The organism is Enterocloster sp. OA13 (genome assembly GCF_022440595.1).
Lineage (GTDB): Bacteria > Bacillota > Clostridia > Lachnospirales > Lachnospiraceae > Enterocloster > Enterocloster hominis.
The window spans coordinates 1,425,258-1,448,853 of record NZ_JAKNTF010000001.1 but is presented as its reverse complement, the minus strand read 5'-3'; the positions used below and the strand labels follow the sequence as shown (position 1 = coordinate 1,448,853).

Below are 23,596 nucleotides of genomic sequence, written 5' to 3'. Positions count from 1 at the left end.
ATCATACAAAACCATGGTCCAGCCACCTATCTGGTTATAAACTGTTCTACCAGTTCCTTAAGGATTACCGCCTGGCTGGACAGCTCCTCACTGGCTGCCGCACTTTCTTCTGCTGTTGCAGAGTTGGTCTGGACCACGCTGGATATCTGATCAATGCCCAGGGTCACCTGGGAAATGGCCAGGGACTGTTCTGTCGCAGCATCCGTTATCTGATCCACTGCCTTTACCGTATTTTCAGTAGAAACCACTGCCTTCTGCAGGGATGCTGCTGTCTCATCCGCTATTTTCATTCCTTTTTCCATGGAACGGACAGACCCCTCTATCAGGACAGAAGTACTTTTTGATGCTTCCGCGCTTTTGCTTGCTAAATTCCGGACTTCATCCGCAACCACTGCAAATCCTTTGCCTGCCGTGCCTGCCCTGGCGGCTTCCACTGCTGCATTCAGAGCCAGTATATTGGTCTGGAAAGCAATATCCTCGATGGTTTTTATAATCTTTCCAATCTGTGAAGAGCTTTCACCTATATCCCTCACTGCATTTACCAGCTCAGTCATCTTCTCATTGCACTGTTCCACTTCACTTCCTGTTTCACTGCTTTGGATATGGACGTTTCCGGCGCTGTCGGCGGTTGCTTTGACCTTCCCAGAGATATCGGTAATCGCAGCAGCCAGTTCCTCTATGGCGCTTGCCTGTTCCGTCGCCCCTTGGGACAGGGCCTGGGCTCCGGCTGATACCTGTTCCGCTCCCGCTGACACCTGCTCCGCTGACTGGTTAATCTGGCGCAGGGTATCACTTAACTGTATGCTCAGTTTTCTGGCAGAGTCCAGAAGTCCTCTGTATCCTCCAACATAAACTTCCTCACATTTAGAATCCACAGCCAGGTTTCCTCTGGACATCTCTGCCAGCATTTCATCCATATCCTGAATCATACGACCAAATCCCTGAACAAGCGTCCTGGCCGAATCAGCCAATATCTGTGTCTCATCCCCGGTATGTATCTCCTGGACCGGCGTATCCAGGTCCCCTTCCGCCAGAAGCCTGAGCCGGTTGGCGCAGTCCTTAACCGGCTGCCCGATTTGCCCTGCAAGCCTGAATGACATAAAAGCGGATACGGCCAGAAAAACCACCATGAGTATAATTGTAAAGATGACTCCGTTGATGGTGGACTGGACAAAATCCCCAACCGGCGCATTGATGGCAAGACTCCAGCCCTCCGTGTCCGATATAGGTGCAAAGGCCAGGAACTTTTTGCTTCCTCCATACTCATAACGCCCAAAGCCAGACTGCCCCAATGTCATGCGCACTTCCAGGGCCGCCAGGCCTTTCAGTTTCTTATCTGTCCTTGCATCTTCCTGTGTATTTTCCCGTTTTTTTACATTATCTATATTTTTATGTGCAATCGTATAACCGGCATTATTAAGGATATAGGCACTGCCATTAGGACTGATCTGAAGCGAGGACACTATATCATTTAAAAATGACTCATTTGGGACAAAATATACCACTCCTACAATCCTGCTTCCAGGCACACCTCCTTCCCAGATAGGGGCAGATACCATGATACTCAGTTCACCTGTTATCTTGCTAATCAGCGGCTCCGACACCGCAGTCCCGCCCTTCATTGCAGACTTCACGTACGCCCGGTCAGAATAGTCATTGCCGTCCAAAAGGCTGATTCCATCCAAACCAATTATATTGCCTCTTTGAAGTCCATGTGCCGATACCTGCTGGTCAATGACCGCCCTTTTTTCCTGTACCGTTGCCGTGCGGTCCGAAAGCACAGGAATGCATCCTGTGATGGATGCAATATTTTTATATGCCTTCAATTCCTTTTCAACACGTTCCGCAGCCGTCTCTGCTGTCTCGGACATGGTCAGTCTCAACGTATCAATCGTACTGCTGTAATTAAGCCATGCGCTTACGCCGCCTACGGCAACCAGTGAAACCAGTATGGCAACGAACATGTTTGTTACAATTTTCATACGGATACTCTTCATTGTCCCACTCCTTTAATCTGTCATATTTTCATTCCTAATACCTTATAATCTCTTTATCGGCTTATTTACAAAAATAATAAGGTAAAGAAACCCATGCTGATTTCCTGCATGGAACCGGCATGGGTACAGTAAGTCACGTTCCTATTTTCATACTTTAATATTTATCACTGCACACAGCCCCAGGGATTTCCTGCCTGCCTGCTTCGTACGGCTCGGCGTATGCCTCATGCTCCGGACCGCCGGAAGGCTTAAGCCGGAACTGGCTGACCAAATCCTTAAGGAGTTGGGCCTGGCCTGATAATTCCTCGCTGGCCGCCGCGCTTTCCTCCGCTGTTGCGGAGTTGGTCTGGATTACACTGGATATCTGATCAATCCCCAGGGTCACCTGGGAAATGGACCTGGCCTGGGCCTCCGATGCGTCTGATATCTCATTAATGGTTCCCGTCACATCCTGTACACCGGTCACCACCGCATTCAGTGACATGGCTGTATCATCTGCAATCTTCGTTCCATTCTGCACTGCCTTAAGGGAGCCTTCAATCAAAGCAGCCGTATTCTTGGATGCTTCCGCACTTTTGCTTGCCAGATTCCTGACTTCATCCGCCACCACCGCGAATCCCTTTCCTGCCTCGCCTGCCCTGGCAGCCTCCACCGCCGCATTAAGTGCCAGGATATTGGTCTGGAATGCAATATCCTCGATGGTCTTAATGATTTTCCCGATTTCACTGGAACGGCTGCTGATTTCCGCCATGGCTGCCAGCATGTCCTGCATCCTCCGGTTACTCTCAGCTGCTTCACTTCCCACTTCATTGACCCGGCTGCTGGCATTCCGCGCGTTATCCGCATTCTGCTTTACCTGGGAAGATATCTCATTGACAGACGCCGCCAGTTCTTCAATAGAGGAAGCCTGTTCCGTGGCTCCCTGGGACAGGGCCTGGGCTCCCGATGATACCTGGTCTGAACCGGATGATACCTGGTCCGCTGACTGGTTAATCTGCATGAGTGTGCGGTTGAGATTATCCCTCAGCTTCACGATGGAGGTAAGGATGGAGGTGAAATTACCCACATATTTATCTTCTGCACGGGTCTGGACATTAAAATTCCCATTTCCCATCTCTGCAAAAAGATAATCCTCATCATGGATAATGGTTTTCAGGGAATCCACCATACCGCGGACGCTGTCTGACAGCTGTCCCAATTCATCCCTTGACTGGTATTGCAGGCGGATTTCCAGGTTTCCGTCTTCTATCTCCTCCATGCCCTTCTGTATCTCCTTAATGGGCGGCACAATCGCACGGATCAGCATAAGGGCCAGAACGATTGCAATGACAATAGCTGCCACTGAAAGCAAGATGGCCACAACAAGAAGCAATTTCTGAATACGGATGGAACTGTTATAATCCTGTTCCCCCAAGACATCCACTGAATCCGAGAAACTTTTTAAATCTTCAACAGCCTCATTCACCTTTGGATTATATTCTTCTGTCAACAGCTCCTGTGCCGATGCATTTGACAAGGCCGTGTTTTCCATTGCCAGGGATGATATCCTGTTCCTTAAATCCTTAATCTCATTCATCCTGGACTCAAACTTGTTTAAAAGGGTTAAATCCCCATCATAATTACCCTGAAACCATTCCAGCTCTGTTTTCACCATGTTCATGCTGTTTTCTGTTTCTGTCACATAAGCCTTTGTATTATTTGCATCCGAATCCACTGTGGCTAATGAAACGTTCTTGATGGCTGTCTGAAGCTGGTTCTGTATATTAGAAGACCGTACGATGGCTTCATGGCTGTTCTCATAAAAGCTTTCATAACTGTTTCCCACGCTGTTCATTCCCAAAGTTATGGCAACCACGGCAATGCAGAAACATACAATGATGATTGCAAATACAACCGTAAGCTTTTTAGCAATATTAAGATTCCTCATATTCATTCCCTATCTCCTATACTATGCATATACGTCTAACAGACGCTGGCTCCCCATTGGCGGAGAAGATGATTCCATCATCTGCTGTAAGGCCTGTCCCTGCTGGCGGGCCGTATCCAAAGTCTTTCCTAACATTGTCACATTCATATCCGTCATGAGACGGGAACCCTTAAGGTCAATGCTGGCCAATGCAATTCCAGTCAGTAAGTCCACTCTTCCATATCTCCTTTCCGTTGATTCATTTCTTTTTATTCAGCACATCTGAAAGCGCCCTATCCACGTCCTGCGTATCCAATACATAAATTTTCTTTATCATGTCCTGTCCATTATCCAGACGGTTCATGGCATTCACATATATTTCATTTATCCTTCCCGAGGGGACCAGGATGATATCGGAACATACGGCCTGTGGTATCAGACAGTGGGCCTCCTCTGCCTGGCTGTCGGCCTCATAACAGGGCATGTACAGCACGATTCCCGCGTTCTCCCTGACTTCCATGAAATCATAATCCGGCTGGATTCCCAACTGGCCCTGCTGTGCATAAGGGCCGTCTATAAACACCATATCCGGTTTCCTTTCCCGGATGTCATACTGCCCAAATCCCATGGGCCTGACCGCCCCGGGTATGAGTCCTGATTCATCATGCATCACGGTCCCTTCCTCCAGGTCAGTCACTTCCTTATAAGATGCAGTAAGTACCCAGCAGTCCGCCTTTTCTTCCATAAGATGATAGAAACGTTCCATCTGCTTCCATACCTGGCTCCTGCACACGAGGAAAACAATTTCCAGACGTGTTTCAAACTCATGCTCCAGACTGGTGCATATCTCCCCCCGCTTGCCTGCCAGCTGTCTTCCCTTGCAGAACCGCGCCTTTAGGTCCTCTTCCACCATGTACTGCCAGAGGAGTTCACAGTACTCCTCCAGAAACCTCACGGTCTGTGTGCCATCCCCCTCCACCTGTTCGATGGCTGTGCCGATTGCCATGGCTGATGCCTGCATATCTTCAAGCAGCTGGGCAATATCCCCGGCTTCCTTTTTCTTTGTCCTGGAATCCAGGATTGCTTCTGCCCTTCCCAGGGTAGCCAGCATGTCCCTCATCTGCTGTTTCATATATTCCCGCATGACTTTTTCCGCCTTTCTCAATAATTCCATAATATGTATATCGGCATTTTGCCCCACAATATAACAACATTTTAATATAATTTCAAAGCTGTACAGTTTTCCCTTATGCTTTTATCTTTTGTGCCGATTAAATAATTATGGTTTTATTATGATTAAATATAAAAAAGGCGGTGTAAGCACAATGGATAATGGTATGGAAAGTATGCTTGATACGTATCTGTATGAAACCAATTCCCTATTAGACCAGTTAGATGAGATGCTTGTTGCAGACGAAAAAAGTGGGGAATTTTCATCCGATGATGTGAATGAAATCTTCCGTATTATGCATACCATCAAAGGGTCATCTGCCATGATGGAATTCGGTTCCCTCTCCGTCATCGCGCATCATATCGAGGATTTATTCTTCTATATCCGTGACAAAGGGATAGAATCCCTGAACCAGGAACAGAAAAAAGAACTTTTCAATCTTATGTTCCGGTCAGAGGATTTTCTGAGAAGTGAGGTGGAAAAGGTGGAACAAGGCGCCCCCCTGTCAGATAATCTGGATTCTTTTGCTCTTGAAATCAATGTTTTTTTGAAGGAAATCAGTAACCCTGAAACCAACGGATCCGGCATTTCCCCATCTGACGCCAAAAACGGGACGGAAAAAACAGGCAGCAGGCCCCTTCCTGCGGATTCAGATGCGGTGTGCTATCTCCACATCTTCCTGGAAGAGGGAGTGGGTATGGAAAACCTCCGTGCCTATATGATAGCTAATTCCCTAAAGGAATGTGAACTGGACTTCAATTATTACCCTGCAGATATGGACAGTAACCCGGATACCTGCCAGACGATTGTAGAGGAAGGATTTTTCCTGACCTTCAGCAACCGCGAAACTGCTGTCCAGGCCGAGGATATCATCAAATCACAGAACCATATCCGTTCTTATGAATTGCTTGAGGTGTCCTCTTCTCCTGATGAAGGGAAGAATCAGGAGGCAACCGTCCCTGGACAGGAAGGCAAAGCGCCCTTAGCCTCTGCTTCCGCGCAGACCACCTCGGGTTCTTTTGCCCAGGGCAGCACCCCGCAGACAAATTACGCTCCGGTAAAACAAAATCTGATCAGTGTGAACCTGATGAAATTAGACAGCCTGATGGATATAGTGGGTGAGATTGTCATAACGGAGTCCATGGTCACCTCATCACCCGAGCTGAATCTCCTTCCCAGGGACAGCTTTGACAACTTCATGAAATCCGGCCGGCAGCTGCGTAAGCTTACGGATGATCTGCAGGATATTGCCATGTCCCTGCGCATGGTACCCATATCCGGCGTGTTCCAAAAGATGAACCGGATTGTCCGGGACATGAACCAGAAGCTTGGCAAGGATGTCCGTCTTAAGATCATCGGTGAAGATACGGAAGTGGATAAAACCATAGTGGACAGCATCCAGGATCCCATCATGCATATTGTCCGCAACAGCATGGACCACGGCATAGAGGAAACAAAAGAGGAGCGTATCTCGGCAGGCAAGGACCCACAGGGGGAAATCGTCCTGTCCGCTTCCCACACCAGCAGCGAAGTGGTCATATCCGTGTCAGACGACGGGTACGGCATGGACCCGCACAAGCTCCTGGCCAAGGCCAAGGAAAGAGGCCTGCTGACCAAACCGGAAAGTGAGTATACCCGCAAGGAAGCTTTAAGTCTCATCATGCTTCCCGGATTTTCCACCAATCAGGCCGTAACGGAATACTCCGGCCGCGGCGTCGGCATGGATGTGGTTAAAAAGAATGTGGAATCCGTGGGCGGCACTGTGTCCATCTCAAGTGAAGATGGGGCAGGCACCACGATGACCATGAAGATTCCTCTCACCCTTGCCATCGTGGACGGCATGAAGGTGACGGTGGGAAATTCCATTTTCACCATTCCCATCGCGAATATCCGCCAATCCTTCAAGGTCAGGGCAGAACAGGTCATCCTTGATGAGTACGGCAACGAGATGGTGGAACGCATGGGCAGCTTTTATCCAATTATCCGGCTGCATAACTTCTACCGTCTGGATACGGAGGTCACTTCCATGGAAGAGGGCATCCTTCTTTGGGTAGAGGCCAGCGACCGCTCCTACTGCCTGTTTGTGGATGACCTGATAGGCGAGCAGCAGGTGGTGGTCAAACCGCTGCCAACCTATTTAAACAGCTTTGAACTTAAAAATTACGGCATAACCGGATGCACCATCCTGGGTGACGGAAATATCAGCATAATACTTGATATACTCAGCCTGCATGCTGCTGCCATTGAAAACATATAACACGCGGAGGGATGAATTATGTCAGAACAAATCGAAATCCAGATTGGACAGGAACAGGAAAACGAGGATATGAACCATTCAGTGGAGCGCTGCCTTACCTTTGATTCAGGTGGTCTTGTCCTGTTCCTCAGTACAAAATATGTAATTGAGATCATAAACGCTTATGCCATCACCCCTCTTCCATTGGTCCCCTCCTTCATTAAGGGAATCATAAATCTGCGGGGACAGATTCTTCCTGTAGTTGATATACGTCTCTGTATGGGCAAGCCAGAGGTGGAGTATACCAATAAGACATGTATCGTTGTCCTCAACGTGGATTCCACTTCCCTGGGTATTGTGGTAGATTCCGTCCGTCAGGTAATGGACATCAATTTCCAGAATGTACGGCCTATTCCTGTAAAACGGCAGCAGAAGCTACTGGACGGCATGATAAATATAGAAGACGGCAGCGTTCTGATGTCCTTTGACTGCCACGCGCTGGCCAGCTACCAGTATTAATTGCCAAGATATCCCACAGGAGTCCAACTATGTTAACTTTAAGTGATGAAGATTTTCACAGGCTTTACACCTATATCAAAAAAAATTACGGCATTGACCTTGAAAAAAAGAGGCAGCTCATTGTGAGCCGCCTCTCAAACATGCTTACAGCCAATGGTTACACCAGTTTTAAACCTTATGTGGATGAAATCATATCCGGCCAGAACCGAGATATGGTAACCAGCATGCTTAATAAGCTGACTACGAATTATACATATTTCATGCGGGAAGAGGCCCATTTTAAGTATCTTAAGGATACGGTCCTTCCCAATCTTGCCAAGGCCCATGAACAGGACCGGGTCCTTTCCATCTGGAGCGCGGGCTGCTCCTCCGGTGAGGAGCCTTACACGATTTCCATGTATCTGAAGGAATTTTTCGGTTCCCAGGCCTCATGCTGGGATACCCGTGTCCTGGCTACGGATATATCGCAGCAGATACTGGACACAGCCCAAAATCCGGTCTATCAGGAGGAAAGCCTGGCCCGTGTACCGGAATCCTGGAAACAGAAGTATTTTGTCAAATCAGGGGACGGCTCATACTGCATTGCCCCGGCCATTAAGCAGAACGTCATATTCAAGACATTTAACCTGATGGACCCAATCCGTTTCAGAAGGCCTTTTGACTTAATCTTCTGCCGGAACGTGATGATATACTTTGACCAGCCCACCAAAGTCGGCCTGGTCCGGCGTTTTTATAACTCAACCGTACCGGGCGGCTATCTCTTTATCGGGCATTCAGAAAGCCTTAACAAGACAGAATGCCCCTACCAATACCTGATGCCTGCCATTTACCGCAAGGCACGGTAACGGTTATTTACACTGAATTACCAGAAAGAAGGAAATGATATGGAACGTAAAATCCGGCTGATGATCATTGATGACTCAGCAGTATATAGAAATTGGCTGATTACCCAGCTCTCAAAGGATGAACATCTGGAAATCATAGGATATGCGACAGATGCCTTTGATGCCAGTAAGAAAATACCTGTCCTCAAACCTGACGTCCTGACCTTGGATATCGAAATGCCGGGAATGTCAGGTCTTGATTTTTTAAAAGAGCTGCTGCCCAGGCATCCGCTCCCGGTCATACTGGTATCCTCCCTCAACATAAAGGTGTTTGATGCCCTGGCGGCCGGTGCGGTTGACTTTGTCCGGAAGCCGGACATGAACAGCCATATAAGTAAAGATGCATTCCTATCCATGCTTATTTCCAAACTGATTGTGGCTTCCCAGTCCAAGATCCGCATTCCCCCATCCCAGACAGCCCCGGCCACTTCCAGCCGCCGTATATCAGGCAAGGTAATGTCACAATTCAAACCGGAATCAGACAATGGGACCGTCATCGCCATAGGCGCATCCACGGGAGGCACCGAGGCAATACTGGAAGTCTTAAAGCAGTTTCCCCAGAATATGCCTGGCATTGTCATAACCCAGCACATGCCCCCGGGATTCACGGCCATGTACGCCGAACGCCTGAACCGGCTGTGTAATCTTGAGGTCCGGGAAGCAAAAGGCGGGGACCGGCTTCATCCCGGACTGGCCCTTCTGGCACCGGGAGGCCAGCAGATGCGCCTGGTCCGCATGGGGACAGGTTATGCCGTCCAGTGCAGTGCCGGCGAAAAGGTCAATGGACATTGTCCTTCCGTGGACGTACTGTTTGACTCTGTTTCCCAAACTGTCAGGAATAAAGCTATCGGCATCCTGCTGACCGGTATGGGGGCTGACGGAGCTGCCGGCCTTCTGCGCATGCGTAAGAATGGGGCCTATACCATCGGTCAGGACAGGGAGACCTGCGTCGTATATGGAATGCCCATGGAGGCGTACAAAATTGGGGCAGTCTGTGTCCAGTCGCCCCTGCAGTCCATTCCGCAGCTGGTCGTGAACAGACTATCCAGGCCCTGAGACGGGCCATTTACAAAGATATGAAAAAAAGAAAAAATGTAAAAGCCAGAAAGGAAAAGCCTTCTTACGCATCCTGGATCCAATCCGGTATCCTTATATCATCCCTGATCATGACATCCAGCCTTTCTTTCTATGTGGGGCCTTCTGCGCTTAAAAAGGCGGGCCGCCTGTACCGGAACATATCCGGCCAGGCATCTGCCCCTGTATCCGACGGCCTGGTATCCGATACTTCCCGTTCCGCCGCGCAGGCCAGAACGGGCGGATTAGAGCAGGATGATAATGGATTGTCCGAACCTGACACCCCGTCCATCCCCTACCTGGAACCGTCGCAGGAACTGGGAAGTCTGGATGACCTGTCCTTGGATAAGGAGCCGGAACAAAAGGAAGCCACCTACACCGTCATGCTCAACACTGCCATGGGGCCCATGCTTTACTACAACCAGGCCGACGCCAGATGGGGGGATTATCTGTACGGCGGCCAGGACCCCATGAAGAAATATGGCTGCGGCCCCACTGCCGTTGCCATGATAATCAACAGCTTCTCATCCACCCCCACCACGCCTGTATCAGCCGCTGAATGGGCTGCTGACAATGGCTGTTACGCTCCCCAGGGCGGTTCCTACCATAATCTGATACAGGATTCCTTATCAGCCCATGGAATCCACGTAGAGAGCGTACAGCACCGGACCGTTGGCAATGCAGCCGGACTGCTGGACAGCGGACATATCCTGATTGCGCTTATGGGAAAGGGGGCCCTTACGGATAACGGGCATTTTATCCTGATTACAGAGTACCTGAACAATGGGAATGTACGCATAGCGGATCCCAACAGCTATGAGAACAGTACAAAAGAATGGAAGTTAGTCCAGCTTATGTCGGAACTGAAACAGTGTCATGACAACGGCGCGCCCCTGTGGGCGGTTGGGCAGGGGGCGGAAGATAATGGGTGACTCCGTGCAGTTCCGCCATCATATGGCAATCCTATAGCCGGCGCCTTCCTAAGGCTGCCGGCCTCTTTGTTCCATGGAGCGGTCAAAGCAGTACAGTTCCTCGCTGGAACATGTGCCCCTGACCACCTTCACCAGATTCCCGTAATCTGCTTTCATGGCGGCCCGCAGGATGAAGATACGGTCCTTTAAGCTGTTCATATCATAGATGGTTCCAAGGAACATGGCCACGTCTGCGGCATCAGCGGCCTTAGCGGCATCCCTCTCTTCATCCCATTTAAAGGCACAGAGCATCATGACCAGGGTTGACATAAGGTAACGGTCCGCTTTCAGCAGGGCAGTACAACACTTAACGCATTTGTCAAGTTCCCCGTTCTGATAATGACACATGGCAAGAAGTTCCCATGTTCCCTGGAGGTTGCCGGTGAGAAGTTCACCCCTGTTAACGCTTCCATGCTTCTCAAGGATCTGCAGCGCCCTCGCCAGGTGGTATGCGCCTTTTTTGAAATCCTGTTTTCCCACATAGAATTTACCTGCAACATAATCATAATCACATTCCTTCGGAATCAGCCGGATTGCCTTTCCATAGATTTCCATCATGGCCTGCTCATCATTCTTTTTAAATAAAATTGTCATGAGCTTCCAGAAAGTAACCGCGCTTCTGACATCGTACTCGTCAATATGTGCCGGCATCCGGTCAATGGATTTCCTGTACCATTCCTCTGCCCTCCCGCTATTATCCCTAATTGAATAATAGGCGTCTCCCAAATAACCCATCATATCATAATCGTCCGGGTGCTCTTCCAATTCCATAAGGATCAGCCTGGCATTGCGGTCCCCCTTCTGCTTATCCTCACTGGAATTAAGGTCATATCCACTATGTAGGATGGCTAATTCATTGCTGGCATCCACCGTACAGTTAACAATACTGCCTCCGTCCAGTTCCAGTTCCTCATGAATCCTTTTTTTATACCGCAGGCCCTCCATCCGCTTAAAGATACGTGTCTGAACGCCGCCTGCAAAGATTTTCTCATCCCGGCCTACATGCATCCAGGATGTAAGCATGACATAATACCGTGTCCTCGCCAGTTTGTTCAGTAACGGCATCAGCTTCTTAGCCTCTTCCGGAGGAAAATACTCATCTGCATCCAAAAAGGCAATCCACTCCCCAGACGCCTTGCTGATTGCATAATTCTTAGCAGCCGCAAAGTCGTCAATCCATTGAAAATCATAAACCTTTGCGCCCATGGCCCGGGCAAGCTCGACGGTCCGGTCCGTGCTTCCCGTGTCCACTACAATCTGCTCATACACAATGTCCTTTCCCCAGGACAATGCCCGCTCAATGTTTTTTTCCTCATTCTTGACAATCATGCATTGTGATAGCCGCACATCTGCACATCGCATCTTACGTTCCTCCCTCTCTTTGCGTCTTTTCTTCAGGACAGGCAGATATGGCGCCGGACCATACGGAACGGATGTATGACAGCTCCTCCGCTGTAAACCGCTCCTTTATATACGCCTCAAGCTCCGGCCACCCCAGTTTAGAGCACGCCTTCAGGACAAACAGCCTGTCTTTCATCGAATCGAGACAATACAGCTGTTCCAATATGCCCATGGCTTTTTCAGGAGCCACGGACGGACGGGGCCCATTTCCCCTGAATGCTTCCAGCAGGATGTACAACGCCTCCATGGAATAGGGGTCAGACCTGAGTACGGCAATGCACAGGCTCACCGCCCTTTCATCTCTTCCAGTCTTCCTGCAGCAACGGGCCAGTTGTTCATATGTTTCCCGCAAATGGCTCCCTATGAGCATGGCCCGGTTATAACTTCCGTACCTTTGAAACTTGTCCAAAGCCTGTTCCAGGTAAAATACAGCCTCCTTATAATCCCTGTCAGCCGCAAGATATTTACCTATTAAATAATCAAAATCAGCTTCCTTTGGAAGGATTTCCGAAGCCTTTTCATAAATAGGCCGCATTTCATCGATTTCATTCCCATTTTCTTCCATAATCTGCAAAAGATATGTAAAAGTAGCCGCACTTCTCTGGTCCCTCCCGTCCAACACGGAAGGCATGGATGCTATGGACTCCCTGTACCAGGACTCCGCCTTATCCAAATCCCCGGCCGCATAATACTCATCCCCCAGATACCCCATCATCTCATAGTCGCCAGGATGGTCCTCCAGCTCTTTAAGAATCAGGTTCAGGTTCCTTCCATTTACCTTTTTATCCTCCCACGCAGCACCTCTGTAACCGCTGTGCAGAATGGAAAGCTCCCCTGTGGCGTCAGCAACATGCATGGGGGTTCCGTCCATCCATCCAAGCTGTTCGTGGATCCTCCTGCGGTAGCCCAGATTAGTCCGGTTGCGGAAGATGCGGATCTGGGTTCCTGCGGCGCTGACCTTTCCATCTTCATCCAGCTGCATCCATCCGGCCGCTACCCCCTCTGCCCTGGTAGGCCCCAGCTGCCTTAAAATCCCCGGAAGCTTTTCCCCATGTCCCGGAGCGAATGTCTCATCCGCGTCCAGGAATGCAATCCACTCCCCTCTGGCCTTGCTGATTGCATAGTTTTTAGCCGCGGAAAAGTCATCGGTCCAGGTATAATGATAGACCTTGGCACCCATGGATTCTGCTATCTGGGCCGTATGGTCCCTGCTTCCTGTGTCCACCACGATCTGTTCGCAGACAATCCCTTTTCCCCATGAAAGTGCTTTCCTTATGTTATGTTCCTCATCTTTTACAATCATGCACTGGGAAATACACACTTCGCCCTGTTTCTCCAAGATAATGCCTCCATACCTTCTGTCTGTAAAGGAAAAAGCCATTTCTCAGCTACCTGCTTTTGAAATGGCTTTTTCTTAAGGTAGTCCCGCCTGAAAGGGCGGAACCAGTACCAACCGCTGTTAAAGAATTACTGTAACAGGCTCAATACGCCCTGAGGAGCTGCGTTTGCCTGGGAAAGCATGGACTGGGCAGCCTGCAGGAGGATATTGTTCTTGGTGTAGTTTGTAATCTCATCAGCCATGTCTGTATCGCGGATACGGCTCTCAGCTGCTGTGATGTTCTCAGAAGTAACTTCCAGGTTGCTGATGGTGTGCTCCAGACGGTTCTGCGCAGCACCGAGCTTAGCACGGTAGGAAGATACGGTATCGATGGCTGATTTGATAGCAGTGATGGCCCTGTTGGCGTAGGTTGTGGTATTTTTCCCAACATACAGGATGTGGTTTTCATCAACAGTGCTGCCGGTCATAGTACTATAAGAAGCCCTGGTAGCATTAAAGATACCAGAAACCGTCATGGACTGTCCGCTGACCAGAATTGTTTCACCGGCTGTCGGACCAATCTGGAAGGTCATCTTGTGGGTACTGCCAGGTCTGTTACCACCAATGGCACCTCCAACCGCATCAGGATTTGCGGAATAACCGTTCTTATTCTCCAGGGGCTTAATGCCGTTGAAGTCCGTGTTGTTGGCAACACGGTCAATCTCTGCCATCAGCTCGTTCATCTCGGACTGGATGTTACCACGGGCAACAGAGTTGTATGTACCGTTTGCTGCCTGGGTAGCCAGGGTGGTCATACGCTGAAGCATGGAGTGAACCTCTGTCAAGGCACCTTCTGCTGTCTGGATTAAGCCGATTGCATCGTTGGCATTGGCTGCCGCCTGGTTTAATCCGTTAATCTGGGATCTCATGCTCTCAGAAATAGCAAGTCCTGCAGCGTTGTCGCCTGCACGGTTAATCTTATAACCGGATGACAGTTTCTCCAGGTTCTTGTTCAATGCACTCTGGTTGGTGCCTAAGTTTCTGTAAGAATTGATTGCCGCTATATTGTGCTGTATTACCATAAATATTTCCTCCTTGATTTTAAATATATCCGGCAGGAACCTCCCTGTCCCCGCCCATACGTCCATAAGGGCCCTTTATGGAGCGTATCTGCAAAGCTCTATTTATATTATGTTGCCTTACATTTTGAATATCGTCAATTTTAAAATATATATAAGGGGTTTTTATACTTTTTCTTTCATCCTTTATCCCTGTAACAGCTGGATTACCAGATCCGGCAGGCTGTTGGCGTGGACCATCATGGAATTGGATGACTGGAGTATGATATTCTCCGTGGTATAGGCTGTAATCTGCTCCGCCATGTCGGTGTCCCGGATCCGGCTCTCGGCCACCGTCATGTTTTCTTTTGTCACACCAAGGTTGCTGTTGGTATGTTCCAGATGGTTTAAGGATGCCCCAAAGGACGCCCTCACATCGGATATGGCCTCAATGGCATCCTCAATCGTATCCACTGCCTGGTTGGCATTGTCCACAGTGGTAAAATCCATATCCTTTAAGAGCAGTTCCTTACTCCCCATATAATACCGTTTCACGTCCAGGGTCTCGGCTTGCGAATGCCCGATCTGGAGCGTGATATCCCCTTCTTTCTCCGGCGGTTCAAACCATGCGGGGACCGTATCGCCGGGATACTCCTTAAACAGAGGGATACCGTCAAAATCCGTGGTCTGACTGATCCGGTCAATCTCATCCAGAAGCTGCAGCCGCTCTGACTCGATATTTTCCCTGGCCGTGGAACTATAGGTCCCGTTGGCGGACTGTACGGCCAGTGTCTTCATCCTCTGAAGCATGGAATGAATCTCTGTCAGGGCGCCTTCCCCCGTATTGGTCATGCTTACGCCGTCATTTACATTGCGCATGGCCTGGTCAAGACCTCTTATCTGGCTGCGCATCAATTCCGAGATGGCCAATCCTGCCGCATCATCCCCTGCCCGGTTAATCCTAAACCCGGACGACAGTTTTTCTAAGGATTTATCCAATTTACCTTTTATGATTTTCTGGTTTCTGGATGAATTCACGGATGCTATGTTGTTCTGTATCTGCATCTGTCCACTCCGCCTTTCCGTCTATATTCCGCCCTGCACCTATCCGGGCGCTGCCGATATGCTTTTCAATTCCTTTACTATGTCTATCGGCGTTTTTGCCGGATTAATAAGAAAAATCTGATGGTTTGACCAAAATATCCTCAAGCCGCTCCCAGGCCGGCCCGAACCCGGCAAGGGCTGACTGCCTGTAGTACTCCCCCGCCTTCTCCCTGTTGCCTGACACCTCATACCAAAGCCCCAGATTATAGGCCGCCTTAAAGGAACCTGCGCCAACCACGCCGCCCTGTTCCGGGTGTTCCCCAATCCTCAGACACTCCAAATAACTGCTTTCAATTTCCGGCAGCAGATGATAGTACTGCTTCACGTCCGACAACACCAGCCTCATATAAAAAAGCCCGCACAGGAAACAGAAATCAGCCCTTTTTCCCAATACGGGCTTCTCCCGCCTGATTATGCACCATGCCTCATCAAGACAGACAGGCCCGCCCAGGTCCAGCAGGGTGTAAAGGTAGGAAAGCACACCCTCGGTCCGGTAGCCTGCCTGTGGGGGCACCATTTCATAAAAGCCGCGGAACCAGTCCAGGCTGTCCTCCAGCCGTTTCATGTTCCGCAAGGTGGCTGCCATCTGGAACCTGTAATACACGTCCTCCGGGTACATATTGACCGCTTTCTCAAGATAGGGAAGGTTCCTCTCCCCTTTGTCACGGTTGATGTAACCGTCATGGTCCGCCTCCAGATACAGAGGATAGCACGGGATTCCTGTGTCCGGCTGCTCATGGATGATTCCGGAATACCGGATGCCTTTTGGAAGAAACCTTGGAATCAGGGATGTGCTGACACTGGTCCCGTCGCCGTCAAGATAGGAATCGTATCTGGTAATGGCTCCCATCCACGCCTGTCCGTATCTGTCTGACAGCCTGGATATCCGTTCCTCCAACGCTTTCCTAGAGCAAAACCGCAGCATCTCGTCTGCATCCAGGATCAGGTTCCAGTCCCCGTCCGAATGGTCCAGTCCAAAGTTGCGGGCAGCGGAAAAGTCATCGGTCCACCCATATTCCAAAACCAGCGCCCCCATGCTGCCCGCAATTTCTTTTGTCCTGTCCGTGGAACCGGTGTCGGTTATGACCATGTGGTCCACAAGATGGACTGCGCTTTTCAGGCAGCGTTCCAGATAACGTTCCTCATTCCTGACAATCATCACCAGATTTATCTTCATGTAAGGTCCTTTCTCTTCTCCAGGAGTTTTTTATAGACAAAAGAACGTATGGCTGCCTCGGCTCCGTCCGTCAGCTTTATAAACCTGCATCCATATCCGTATCTTCCGCCCTCCACGCGTTTCACCCAAAGGATACACACATGGAACCTCCGCTCCAGGGTACGGAAACAATAAGGGAAGGATATGACCTCCCCTTTCTTAAGAGACTGGACCGTGGTGATATATAATCCTCCCGCACTGAGATTGCGGATTGTACCATAAAAATGTCTCCCATTCCCCAGTTCAAACTCCACCTCCAGATATACCTTGGCCCGTATATCCCTCTGACGCTGAACCACATTCTTCACATCCAGGATGCGGCAGTCTGCGGTCCATGGCTCCCCTGTTTCCATGTATGCTGGATTCCTACGTATGATGACCTCACATTTCGTTACAATCAGGCCGCATTGGTCATCAAAAAAATCCACCCTTGCCTGGAAACGTGAATCCTGAAACTTATAATCAGAAAAGAACAGTGAAACACTGTCCTTTACGTGAACGACCCTTGCTTCTGACAGGCGCTGCCCCTTTTGGTTATATACCATACATCTGCTGCAATCTTTTAACACCATATATCCGTTACTCCTTCTGCCCTTATATCAGCGCTCCCACTTCCCGGTCCGCATTCATCATCATCTGGATCCGCATCATCTGTACCAGACTGGCAAAGCTCTCCTTGTCCATGACTATGCTGTCCCCTTCCTGCCGGACGGACAGGTTATCCATCCACGCAGATGACGCAGTCAGGCTGTTTCCGGTTAACTTCCCCCCGTACAGATAGCTAAGCGCCAGGCCGTCTCCCCTGGCGGGAAAAGCACTGCCAGTTCCAGTGGTGACGGTCCTGCCAGCGTTCAGGCCAGGCTCTCCCATATAAGCCATTACCTTTTTGACATAATTCTGGGTTTCCTTATAGGGAGGGATCCCGCCATATTTCTGGACGCTTCCCGGTCCTGCGTTATACGCCGCCAGGGCCAGGCTTACATCCCCAAACCGTTCCAGGTTTTCCTTCAGATACTTAGCGCCTCCCATGATATTCTGTCTGGCGTCATATGGATCTGATACCCCCAGGCCCCGGGCTGTTCCCGGCATTAACTGCATGACGCCCATGGCTCCGGCATGGGATACGGCCTTGGGGTTGAAATTGGATTCTGCCTTTGCCACTGCCCGGATCAGCCCGGAAGGAATATTGAATCTTGCCGCCGCCTCCTCAAATATGGTGTCCATATCTTCCGCAATGCCTGAAATCCCATTCTTTAACACACTCCGGAAGGAGTTGTCCTGTGAAGAAACCCGGCCGGCGTTTCCTCCATCCTGCCTCATGATGGTCCGGGCCTCTGCCGCCGATGTGATTAAACTCATTTTATCCTGCTCCTTTCATCCTGATATGCCTTACCTTGAAGCCTTTCCGTCAGGACCTATGTTCCAGCCGTCAACCGTGCGGTTCACAGCCATGCTGCCGCTGCTGTCCAGATAATACCAGGTTCCGTTATCATTCATCCAGCCGGTCTGCATCCGGCCGTCAGTCCCCAGATAATACCACGTTCCAGGGTTTGGCTGTATCCAGCCCGTAAGCATGTCCCCATTTTCTCCCAGATAATACCAGAATCCATCGCCGGGGCTGATCCAGCCCATACACATGGCGCCGTTCTGGTCCATATAGTACCATCTGTCCCCTGTATGAAGCCAGCCCTTTACCCGGTTTCCGCTGCCGTCAAAATAGTACCATTTGCCGGAAACAAGCTTCCATGTGTCAACTGCCTTTGAACCGTCCGGCATCACATAATTGTCCCCTTTAAAGGAACCACCGTCCCCAGGTCCCTGGCTGCGCTTTTCTTCCTTCTCGTAATCCTCCCAGTCAAACTCCTGGTCCGTGGAAGTCACATACTGCCCTTCCTTCAGATACTTCTTCTCATCCGAGGTAACAGGCACTGCCTTTACTTCATAATAATAGGTTTTGTCCATGTCCGTCATATAGTCGGCCAGATTGACACTGTTGCTTTCCACTGTCATCCTTTTAACTACTTTATTATCACCGTACAGGGTAAGGGTATAACCCGGCGCGTATTCCACGGATTTCCACACGGCCTTTTTTTTGGCCGTACCGCTCCAGCCTGCTTTCTGTGTATCTCCCAGCACCGTGACCGGCCGGTAATCCGCCTTCACCTGAAGGCTGGAATCATCCAGGGCTTTGGCTGACACAAAGTCAGCGCCCGTGACCTTGCATTTGGACCGGTTCAGGGTGGCGGGGAAGTATTTTCCGTCCTCCGCCGCCACCGTGACCTCCACCCGGACCTTGCGCCCCGGTTTCCAGTTATCATAATCCGTGCGGTACTGGACATCCCCAAAGAAGCAGCTTTTACCGCTGACCGTGATTTCCGGCTCCGGTATCTCTTCCGGCTCCCCATAGACGGTCTTAAAGGTTACGTTCACACTCTCAATCACGCTGGACTGGGCACCGTAGGCACACAGCCCCATCCAAACAGTCATGGCTGTGCCCAGCCCCAGGGCCGTCTTCATCATCCTATTTTTCTTCAATCCGAACCACCTCCTGCTACCGTATCCATATCCCATCCTGGTTCACATAAAAACCGCTGATCTGCGTATCTCTTGCCATCTCATAGGAACCCGGATAAAAATAATACCAGTTCCCGTCTATCTGGCACCAGCCTTCCACCAGCTCCCCATTGGAATCCGCATAGAAGGTCTGGCTATCCCTTATGATCCATCCGGTGAACATGGCTCCCTGAAGGCTGTTGTCCACCGTGTTCAGATAATACTTCCTGCCATTCAAGGACAGCCATCCGGTATAAAGGGAGCCGTCTTCATTAAAATAATAATAATATGCCCCAATCACCTTCCAGCCGGCCCCGGCCATGGAGCCTGCGGGTTCCCCGGCCTCTTCCCCGGTGGAGAAATAATACCATCTTCCGTCAATCCTGGCCCATCCCACAGCCATCTGCCCGTCAGGATAGAGATAATAGTACCGCCCGTCCACATTCTGCCAGCCGGTAAGCATAAGACCGTCCATGTTAAAATAATACCATTGGCCATCAATCAGTCCCCAGCCGCCCCTTATGAGACCGCCGTCCGGATAGCGGTAACGCCAGCCCTCTTCTTCCTTTATCCAGCCAACCGTATCCGCAGTCCCACGGGTCAGGGTACTGTCCTTTTTCTGCTGTCCCTTGCCATCCGATACATACCGGTCCGTTATCTGTAGCTCCCCGGATTCAATCCATTCGCTTTTCTTCCCGTATTTCACCTGTATATCCGTTGATGGTATGGTCCTTACTTTGAAGGTGTAATCGCCTTCCTTTGTCATATACGGATAAAAATTGTATCTGACTGCCGATGTCTTAGATATATTGTGGACAGATTTCCCGCCCCTGAACAGCTGGACCTCATAATACCCGGATGTATTCTCCGGCTTATCCCATCTGGCTTCACCCAGATTCTTCTCATTCCAGAAGGCATCCTTAGGAGGGTCATACTCCCCCTTCACACCATTGACCCTGAGCGTCACCACCAGGCTGTCCCCGTCCCGCCTTGCGGATACGAACGTACCTCCGCTGACCTTGACATCCGAGGACTTATAGCTTGCAAGGAAATAATCCTCCCCCACATCCTCAGGTTCCAGCGTAACCTTCATCCTGGGCTCATCCGCTGCCTTCAGCTCATCCCCGGCCTTATCCACCCATTCTGCCCTGGAGACATGGTACTTGCTGTTGCCTCTAGACACCCGCACCTTTCCATTTTCCGGGTTTCCTGTTCCAATCTCTATGTCTGGCAGGGTGCTTCCGGCTTCCAGCCTTGAATTCACCCGCACGCTGACTGTCTTAATAGGCTTGGTGGCTGCCATGGATGTAACGGCGCCACCCTGTGCAAGGCAGCAGGCCAATATGATAGCTGCCGCCCCCTTAATCCACCTGCATGGCATCTGCTGTCCCTCCTTATATCTTATCCTCAATATGATCCTGGCCTGCGGCGCCGGGCCTTTCCCGGCCATCCGTGATTCCCTCCGGTACAAAGCCAAGAAAATATATGTATATGTCCACCACCGCCTGGTAAAGTTCCCCGGGGATGGCTGCCCCCAGTTTCATCTGGCTTAGAAGCGTGGCAAGGGAATCATCCTCATATACGGGAACCCCGGCTTCCATGGCGGCTTCCGTAATCTTTTCTGCCATATATCCCATGCCGGAAGCCACAACCACAGGTGCCCCGTTTTTCTGGGCGTCGTATTTAAGGGCAACGGCTTTTTTTTTCATCAATTCCTCAAATCCTGACATTGATGGTCCTCTCCTTATCCCTTATTTCCGGAAATACATCCTCAATCCTCAGATTATCCGTTTTTTCCCTTACCAGCAGGCGGCCCGGATCCAGACCGTTCTTCTTCATGATTCCGGCCACGTGCTCCTGGATGTCCCCGGACCGGCCGGCAAGGACAGGCGGCACTCCAAGCTGCATATCCACTACCCGGTCCCGGAACACCATGAGCATTTCAAACCTTCCCAATCCCTGGACGTCAAAGTGGAACAGCATCTTTATCTTCCTGCCCCCATCCTCTCCCTCCCTGCCTGCATCCGGATCCGCCCAGATTTCCGACATCACATCCTTCCCCTGGTACTGGAAGGGGAACAGGATATGCAGAAGCGGAAGGTATACGCTTTCATTCAGAAGCATGCCGTTCATGATCTGATAAAACTGCTGGATATTCTCCACTCCCGCCTCACCGCCCGCCCCCTTTAACAGCAGGGAAGAAAAAGCGTCCGCAAACCCTCCCTTTTCCTTCTGCCCATGGGCATTCAATATGCTGTCCAGAGGAGGCATTGTATTATCCTTAAAGAAACGCTCCACACCGCGGCTTTCCGCCACACGGTCGAACAAATGCTGCAGCCTGTCCAGGTTTCCGTTCTCATAACGCACCGCATGGAAAATCAGATGCATGACAGCATCCCTCACCGCTCCATAATCGTGGCTCCTGGATATATAATTGGAAAGGAATGGAATCAGCCTGCCATTCAGGAAGCTTGTATTGGCTGCCGTATCTCCATTGGCAGCCTCCCAGTCCATGCCGTCCATAAGCTGCCGGAAATCATCCCTGAAAGGATTCATCAGGAGATGGCTTATATCGTCTGTAAGGGTATGCATCTGCTGAAGGAAATGGCTTCCTGAAGAGTAATCATTATATGTCTTTAAAAAGGCCAGGACCGCTTCCTTCATATTCCCGGAGGCATCCTGGAACAGTACGTTCCTCAGTCCGTCAAAAAAAGGGCCTGAAAACTTGGCCTGGGAAAGCTGCTGCCCCTTAAGGAATGAAAGCAGTTCTTCCGGCGACTCCGCCTTTACAGAGGAAAGAAGCCTCTCTACCAGTTCCCCAACCTCTGACTGGTCACCAAACAGCAGTCCGGCCATCTCCCTGGAAAAAAGCTGTTCCAAAAGTCCGGGAAGTTCCATGCCTTCCCCCAGATTCTTTATGAAAGCTCCATAATTGCTTTCATAGTCAATTATGCTATAGCTTCTTTCTCCTGTGGCGTCCCCGCTTTTCCCTTCCTTCTGCCCGTCCGCCCTGACAACACGGGACGGATCCACCGGATTCTGGATTTTCTGGCTGTCCCCATACTCCGCAGCCCTCTGGCTGTCCGATATGTTCCTGTGGTCCGGATTCAGGGAAGGACCGGTTACCTGTAAGATATTAGCCATAATACCTCCGTATTGGACTATACTTAGAAATTCAGTCCATATCTATTTATATATCGGCGCGTTCTGCCATAACCATTAGGGTTATTTTTAAAAAAATTCTCTCTTTTTTTCTAAAACTTCCTTATCCCCGTTTAAAAAACGCCGATAACATACGTATAGCAGCAAAAGGAATCCAATTTCAGAAACATGAAATGAAAGGAGGGTGTCATGAACATCAAATTTTATACCGGCAATACGGATTATCCGGACTACCGGTCCATTACCTCCGCTACCAACACACAGAATACGCCTGCCGGCAGGGAAGCTGGCAATTATGATAAGATATCGCTTAACAGGTCCCCTTATCCCGAAGATGATGTATCCTTTGCCCGGGTACTTGCCCGGGAGGCCGCAGCCAGGCTGGAAGGCGGCGTAAGCAGCGAGCGGGTCCTGTATTTAAAGCAGCAGGTGGAATCAGGAACCTACCATCCGGACGCCAGACGCATCGCTGAGAAATTACTTGGCTACCGTTAGTTAAGGAGAATAAAAGCATGGAAAATCAGAACCACACAAGTGATACCCTGGAGGAATTTGCCCGCTCCATTGAACAGCTTACCGATACCATTCAGGACATTGCCCGGCTTGAGGAAGAGAAAGCCGAAACAGCTTCCCTGGGCTTTCATGACAGGATGGACGGTATCCTTAAACGTGAACAGGTCTACCTGTTACAGCTTAGGGGACTGGAGCAGAAACGCCTGCGGCTTGCTGATGCCATGAGCTTTAAGGGGCTTGCCTTCCGCCAGATCCTGAACCAGGCCACCGTAGAACAGGCTGACCGCCTCTCCCCGCTGTTCACCCAGCTGGACAGCCAGATTAAGCATCTCCTTGAGGTAAAGGATACCGCGGATCGGATGATACATGTCAGGCTCAGGGAATTCAGCCAAATCCTATCCAGCACAACAGGGGAGGTGTACGATGAAAACGGCAGGACTGCCAAAGGACCTTCTTCTTTTTTTCACGACCGATACGTATAGGCGGACACTTACCGCCACCAACAACAATCCG

The 23,596-nt window shown here is 50.2% G+C and carries 22 protein-coding genes; 7 read left to right on the top strand and 15 right to left on the bottom strand.

The window, feature by feature from the left end:
* Positions 1-26 precede the first annotated feature (26 nt).
* The 4 genes from MCJ35_RS06380 to MCJ35_RS06365 form a co-directional block, all read right to left on the bottom strand.
* The gene (locus tag MCJ35_RS06380; RefSeq protein WP_025482408.1) at positions 27-1,997 is read right to left on the bottom strand and encodes a methyl-accepting chemotaxis protein; all 1,971 of its coding nucleotides are present in this window, start codon (positions 1,995-1,997) and stop codon (positions 27-29) included.
* A gap of 154 nt (positions 1,998-2,151) precedes the next feature.
* A complete protein-coding gene (locus MCJ35_RS06375; protein WP_025482409.1) occupies positions 2,152-3,924 on the bottom strand; it encodes a methyl-accepting chemotaxis protein in 1,773 nt (590 codons plus the stop codon).
* 21 nt (positions 3,925-3,945) lie between these two features.
* A complete protein-coding gene (locus MCJ35_RS06370; RefSeq protein WP_025482410.1) occupies positions 3,946-4,137 on the bottom strand; it encodes a YjfB family protein in 192 nt (63 codons plus the stop codon).
* A 25-nt stretch (positions 4,138-4,162) separates the two neighbouring features.
* On the bottom strand, positions 4,163-5,047 hold the full coding sequence (locus MCJ35_RS06365) for a hypothetical protein (protein ID WP_025482411.1): 885 nt from the start codon (positions 5,045-5,047) through the stop codon (positions 4,163-4,165).
* A 181-nt stretch (positions 5,048-5,228) separates the two neighbouring features.
* On the opposite strand from MCJ35_RS06365, the gene MCJ35_RS06360 reads away from it, so the two are divergent.
* From MCJ35_RS06360 to MCJ35_RS06340, 5 genes are read left to right on the top strand one after another with little or no spacing between them, the layout of a single operon-like run.
* A complete protein-coding gene (locus MCJ35_RS06360) occupies positions 5,229-7,331 on the top strand; it encodes a chemotaxis protein CheA (protein WP_240299406.1) in 2,103 nt (700 codons plus the stop codon).
* 18 nt (positions 7,332-7,349) lie between these two features.
* Positions 7,350-7,829 (top strand): chemotaxis protein CheW, encoded by a 480-nt coding sequence (locus MCJ35_RS06355; RefSeq protein WP_025482412.1) that lies wholly within the window; start codon positions 7,350-7,352, stop codon positions 7,827-7,829.
* 29 nt (positions 7,830-7,858) lie between these two features.
* Positions 7,859-8,674: a CheR family methyltransferase gene (locus MCJ35_RS06350; RefSeq protein WP_025482413.1), complete on the top strand. Its 816-nt coding sequence runs from the start codon at positions 7,859-7,861 to the stop codon at positions 8,672-8,674.
* A 39-nt stretch (positions 8,675-8,713) separates the two neighbouring features.
* Positions 8,714-9,769, top strand: coding sequence for a protein-glutamate methylesterase/protein-glutamine glutaminase (locus MCJ35_RS06345; RefSeq protein ID WP_025482414.1), 1,056 nt, complete (start codon positions 8,714-8,716; stop codon positions 9,767-9,769).
* A 20-nt stretch (positions 9,770-9,789) separates the two neighbouring features.
* On the top strand, positions 9,790-10,719 hold the full coding sequence (locus MCJ35_RS06340) for a C39 family peptidase (protein ID WP_240299405.1): 930 nt from the start codon (positions 9,790-9,792) through the stop codon (positions 10,717-10,719).
* A gap of 48 nt (positions 10,720-10,767) precedes the next feature.
* Here the strand turns inward: MCJ35_RS06340 and MCJ35_RS06335 are convergent, their stop codons facing one another.
* The 11 genes from MCJ35_RS06335 to MCJ35_RS06285 form a co-directional block, all read right to left on the bottom strand.
* Positions 10,768-12,120 (bottom strand): glycosyltransferase, encoded by a 1,353-nt coding sequence (locus MCJ35_RS06335; RefSeq protein ID WP_025482416.1) that lies wholly within the window; start codon positions 12,118-12,120, stop codon positions 10,768-10,770.
* A 1-nt stretch (position 12,121) separates the two neighbouring features.
* Positions 12,122-13,498 (bottom strand): tetratricopeptide repeat-containing glycosyltransferase, encoded by a 1,377-nt coding sequence (locus MCJ35_RS06330; protein WP_025482417.1) that lies wholly within the window; start codon positions 13,496-13,498, stop codon positions 12,122-12,124.
* Positions 13,499-13,626: 128 nt separating this feature from the next.
* The gene (locus MCJ35_RS06325; RefSeq protein WP_025482418.1) at positions 13,627-14,559 is read right to left on the bottom strand and encodes a flagellin N-terminal helical domain-containing protein; all 933 of its coding nucleotides are present in this window, start codon (positions 14,557-14,559) and stop codon (positions 13,627-13,629) included.
* 183 nt (positions 14,560-14,742) lie between these two features.
* Entirely contained in the window at positions 14,743-15,600 is an 858-nt protein-coding gene (locus MCJ35_RS06320) for a flagellin N-terminal helical domain-containing protein (protein ID WP_025482419.1), read from the bottom strand.
* Between the two features lie 103 nt (positions 15,601-15,703).
* Positions 15,704-16,816, bottom strand: a complete 1,113-nt coding sequence (locus MCJ35_RS06315; protein ID WP_025482420.1) for a glycosyltransferase — start codon at positions 16,814-16,816, stop codon at positions 15,704-15,706.
* Positions 16,813-17,427, bottom strand: coding sequence for a PilZ domain-containing protein (locus MCJ35_RS06310; RefSeq protein WP_025482421.1), 615 nt, complete (start codon positions 17,425-17,427; stop codon positions 16,813-16,815). The genes MCJ35_RS06315 and MCJ35_RS06310 overlap by 4 nt, the downstream gene beginning before the upstream one ends.
* A gap of 22 nt (positions 17,428-17,449) precedes the next feature.
* On the bottom strand, positions 17,450-18,214 hold the full coding sequence (locus MCJ35_RS06305) for a lytic transglycosylase domain-containing protein (protein WP_025482422.1): 765 nt from the start codon (positions 18,212-18,214) through the stop codon (positions 17,450-17,452).
* A gap of 30 nt (positions 18,215-18,244) precedes the next feature.
* Positions 18,245-19,390: an N-acetylmuramoyl-L-alanine amidase family protein gene (locus MCJ35_RS06300; protein WP_025482424.1), complete on the bottom strand. Its 1,146-nt coding sequence runs from the start codon at positions 19,388-19,390 to the stop codon at positions 18,245-18,247.
* A gap of 16 nt (positions 19,391-19,406) precedes the next feature.
* Positions 19,407-20,789: an N-acetylmuramoyl-L-alanine amidase family protein gene (locus tag MCJ35_RS06295; RefSeq protein ID WP_240299404.1), complete on the bottom strand. Its 1,383-nt coding sequence runs from the start codon at positions 20,787-20,789 to the stop codon at positions 19,407-19,409.
* 13 nt (positions 20,790-20,802) lie between these two features.
* Entirely contained in the window at positions 20,803-21,138 is a 336-nt protein-coding gene (locus tag MCJ35_RS06290) for an EscU/YscU/HrcU family type III secretion system export apparatus switch protein (protein WP_240299403.1), read from the bottom strand.
* Entirely contained in the window at positions 21,125-22,552 is a 1,428-nt protein-coding gene (locus MCJ35_RS06285) for a hypothetical protein (protein WP_240299402.1), read from the bottom strand. The genes MCJ35_RS06290 and MCJ35_RS06285 overlap by 14 nt, the downstream gene beginning before the upstream one ends.
* Before the next feature lie 207 nt (positions 22,553-22,759).
* Between MCJ35_RS06285 and MCJ35_RS06280 the strand changes: the two genes are divergently transcribed.
* Both MCJ35_RS06280 and flgN read left to right on the top strand, forming a co-directional pair.
* The gene (locus tag MCJ35_RS06280) at positions 22,760-23,065 is read left to right on the top strand and encodes a flagellar biosynthesis anti-sigma factor FlgM (RefSeq protein WP_025482426.1); all 306 of its coding nucleotides are present in this window, start codon (positions 22,760-22,762) and stop codon (positions 23,063-23,065) included.
* Between the two features lie 17 nt (positions 23,066-23,082).
* The gene (gene flgN / locus MCJ35_RS06275) at positions 23,083-23,565 is read left to right on the top strand and encodes a flagellar export chaperone FlgN (protein WP_025482428.1); all 483 of its coding nucleotides are present in this window, start codon (positions 23,083-23,085) and stop codon (positions 23,563-23,565) included.
* Positions 23,566-23,596: the final 31 nt, after the last annotated feature.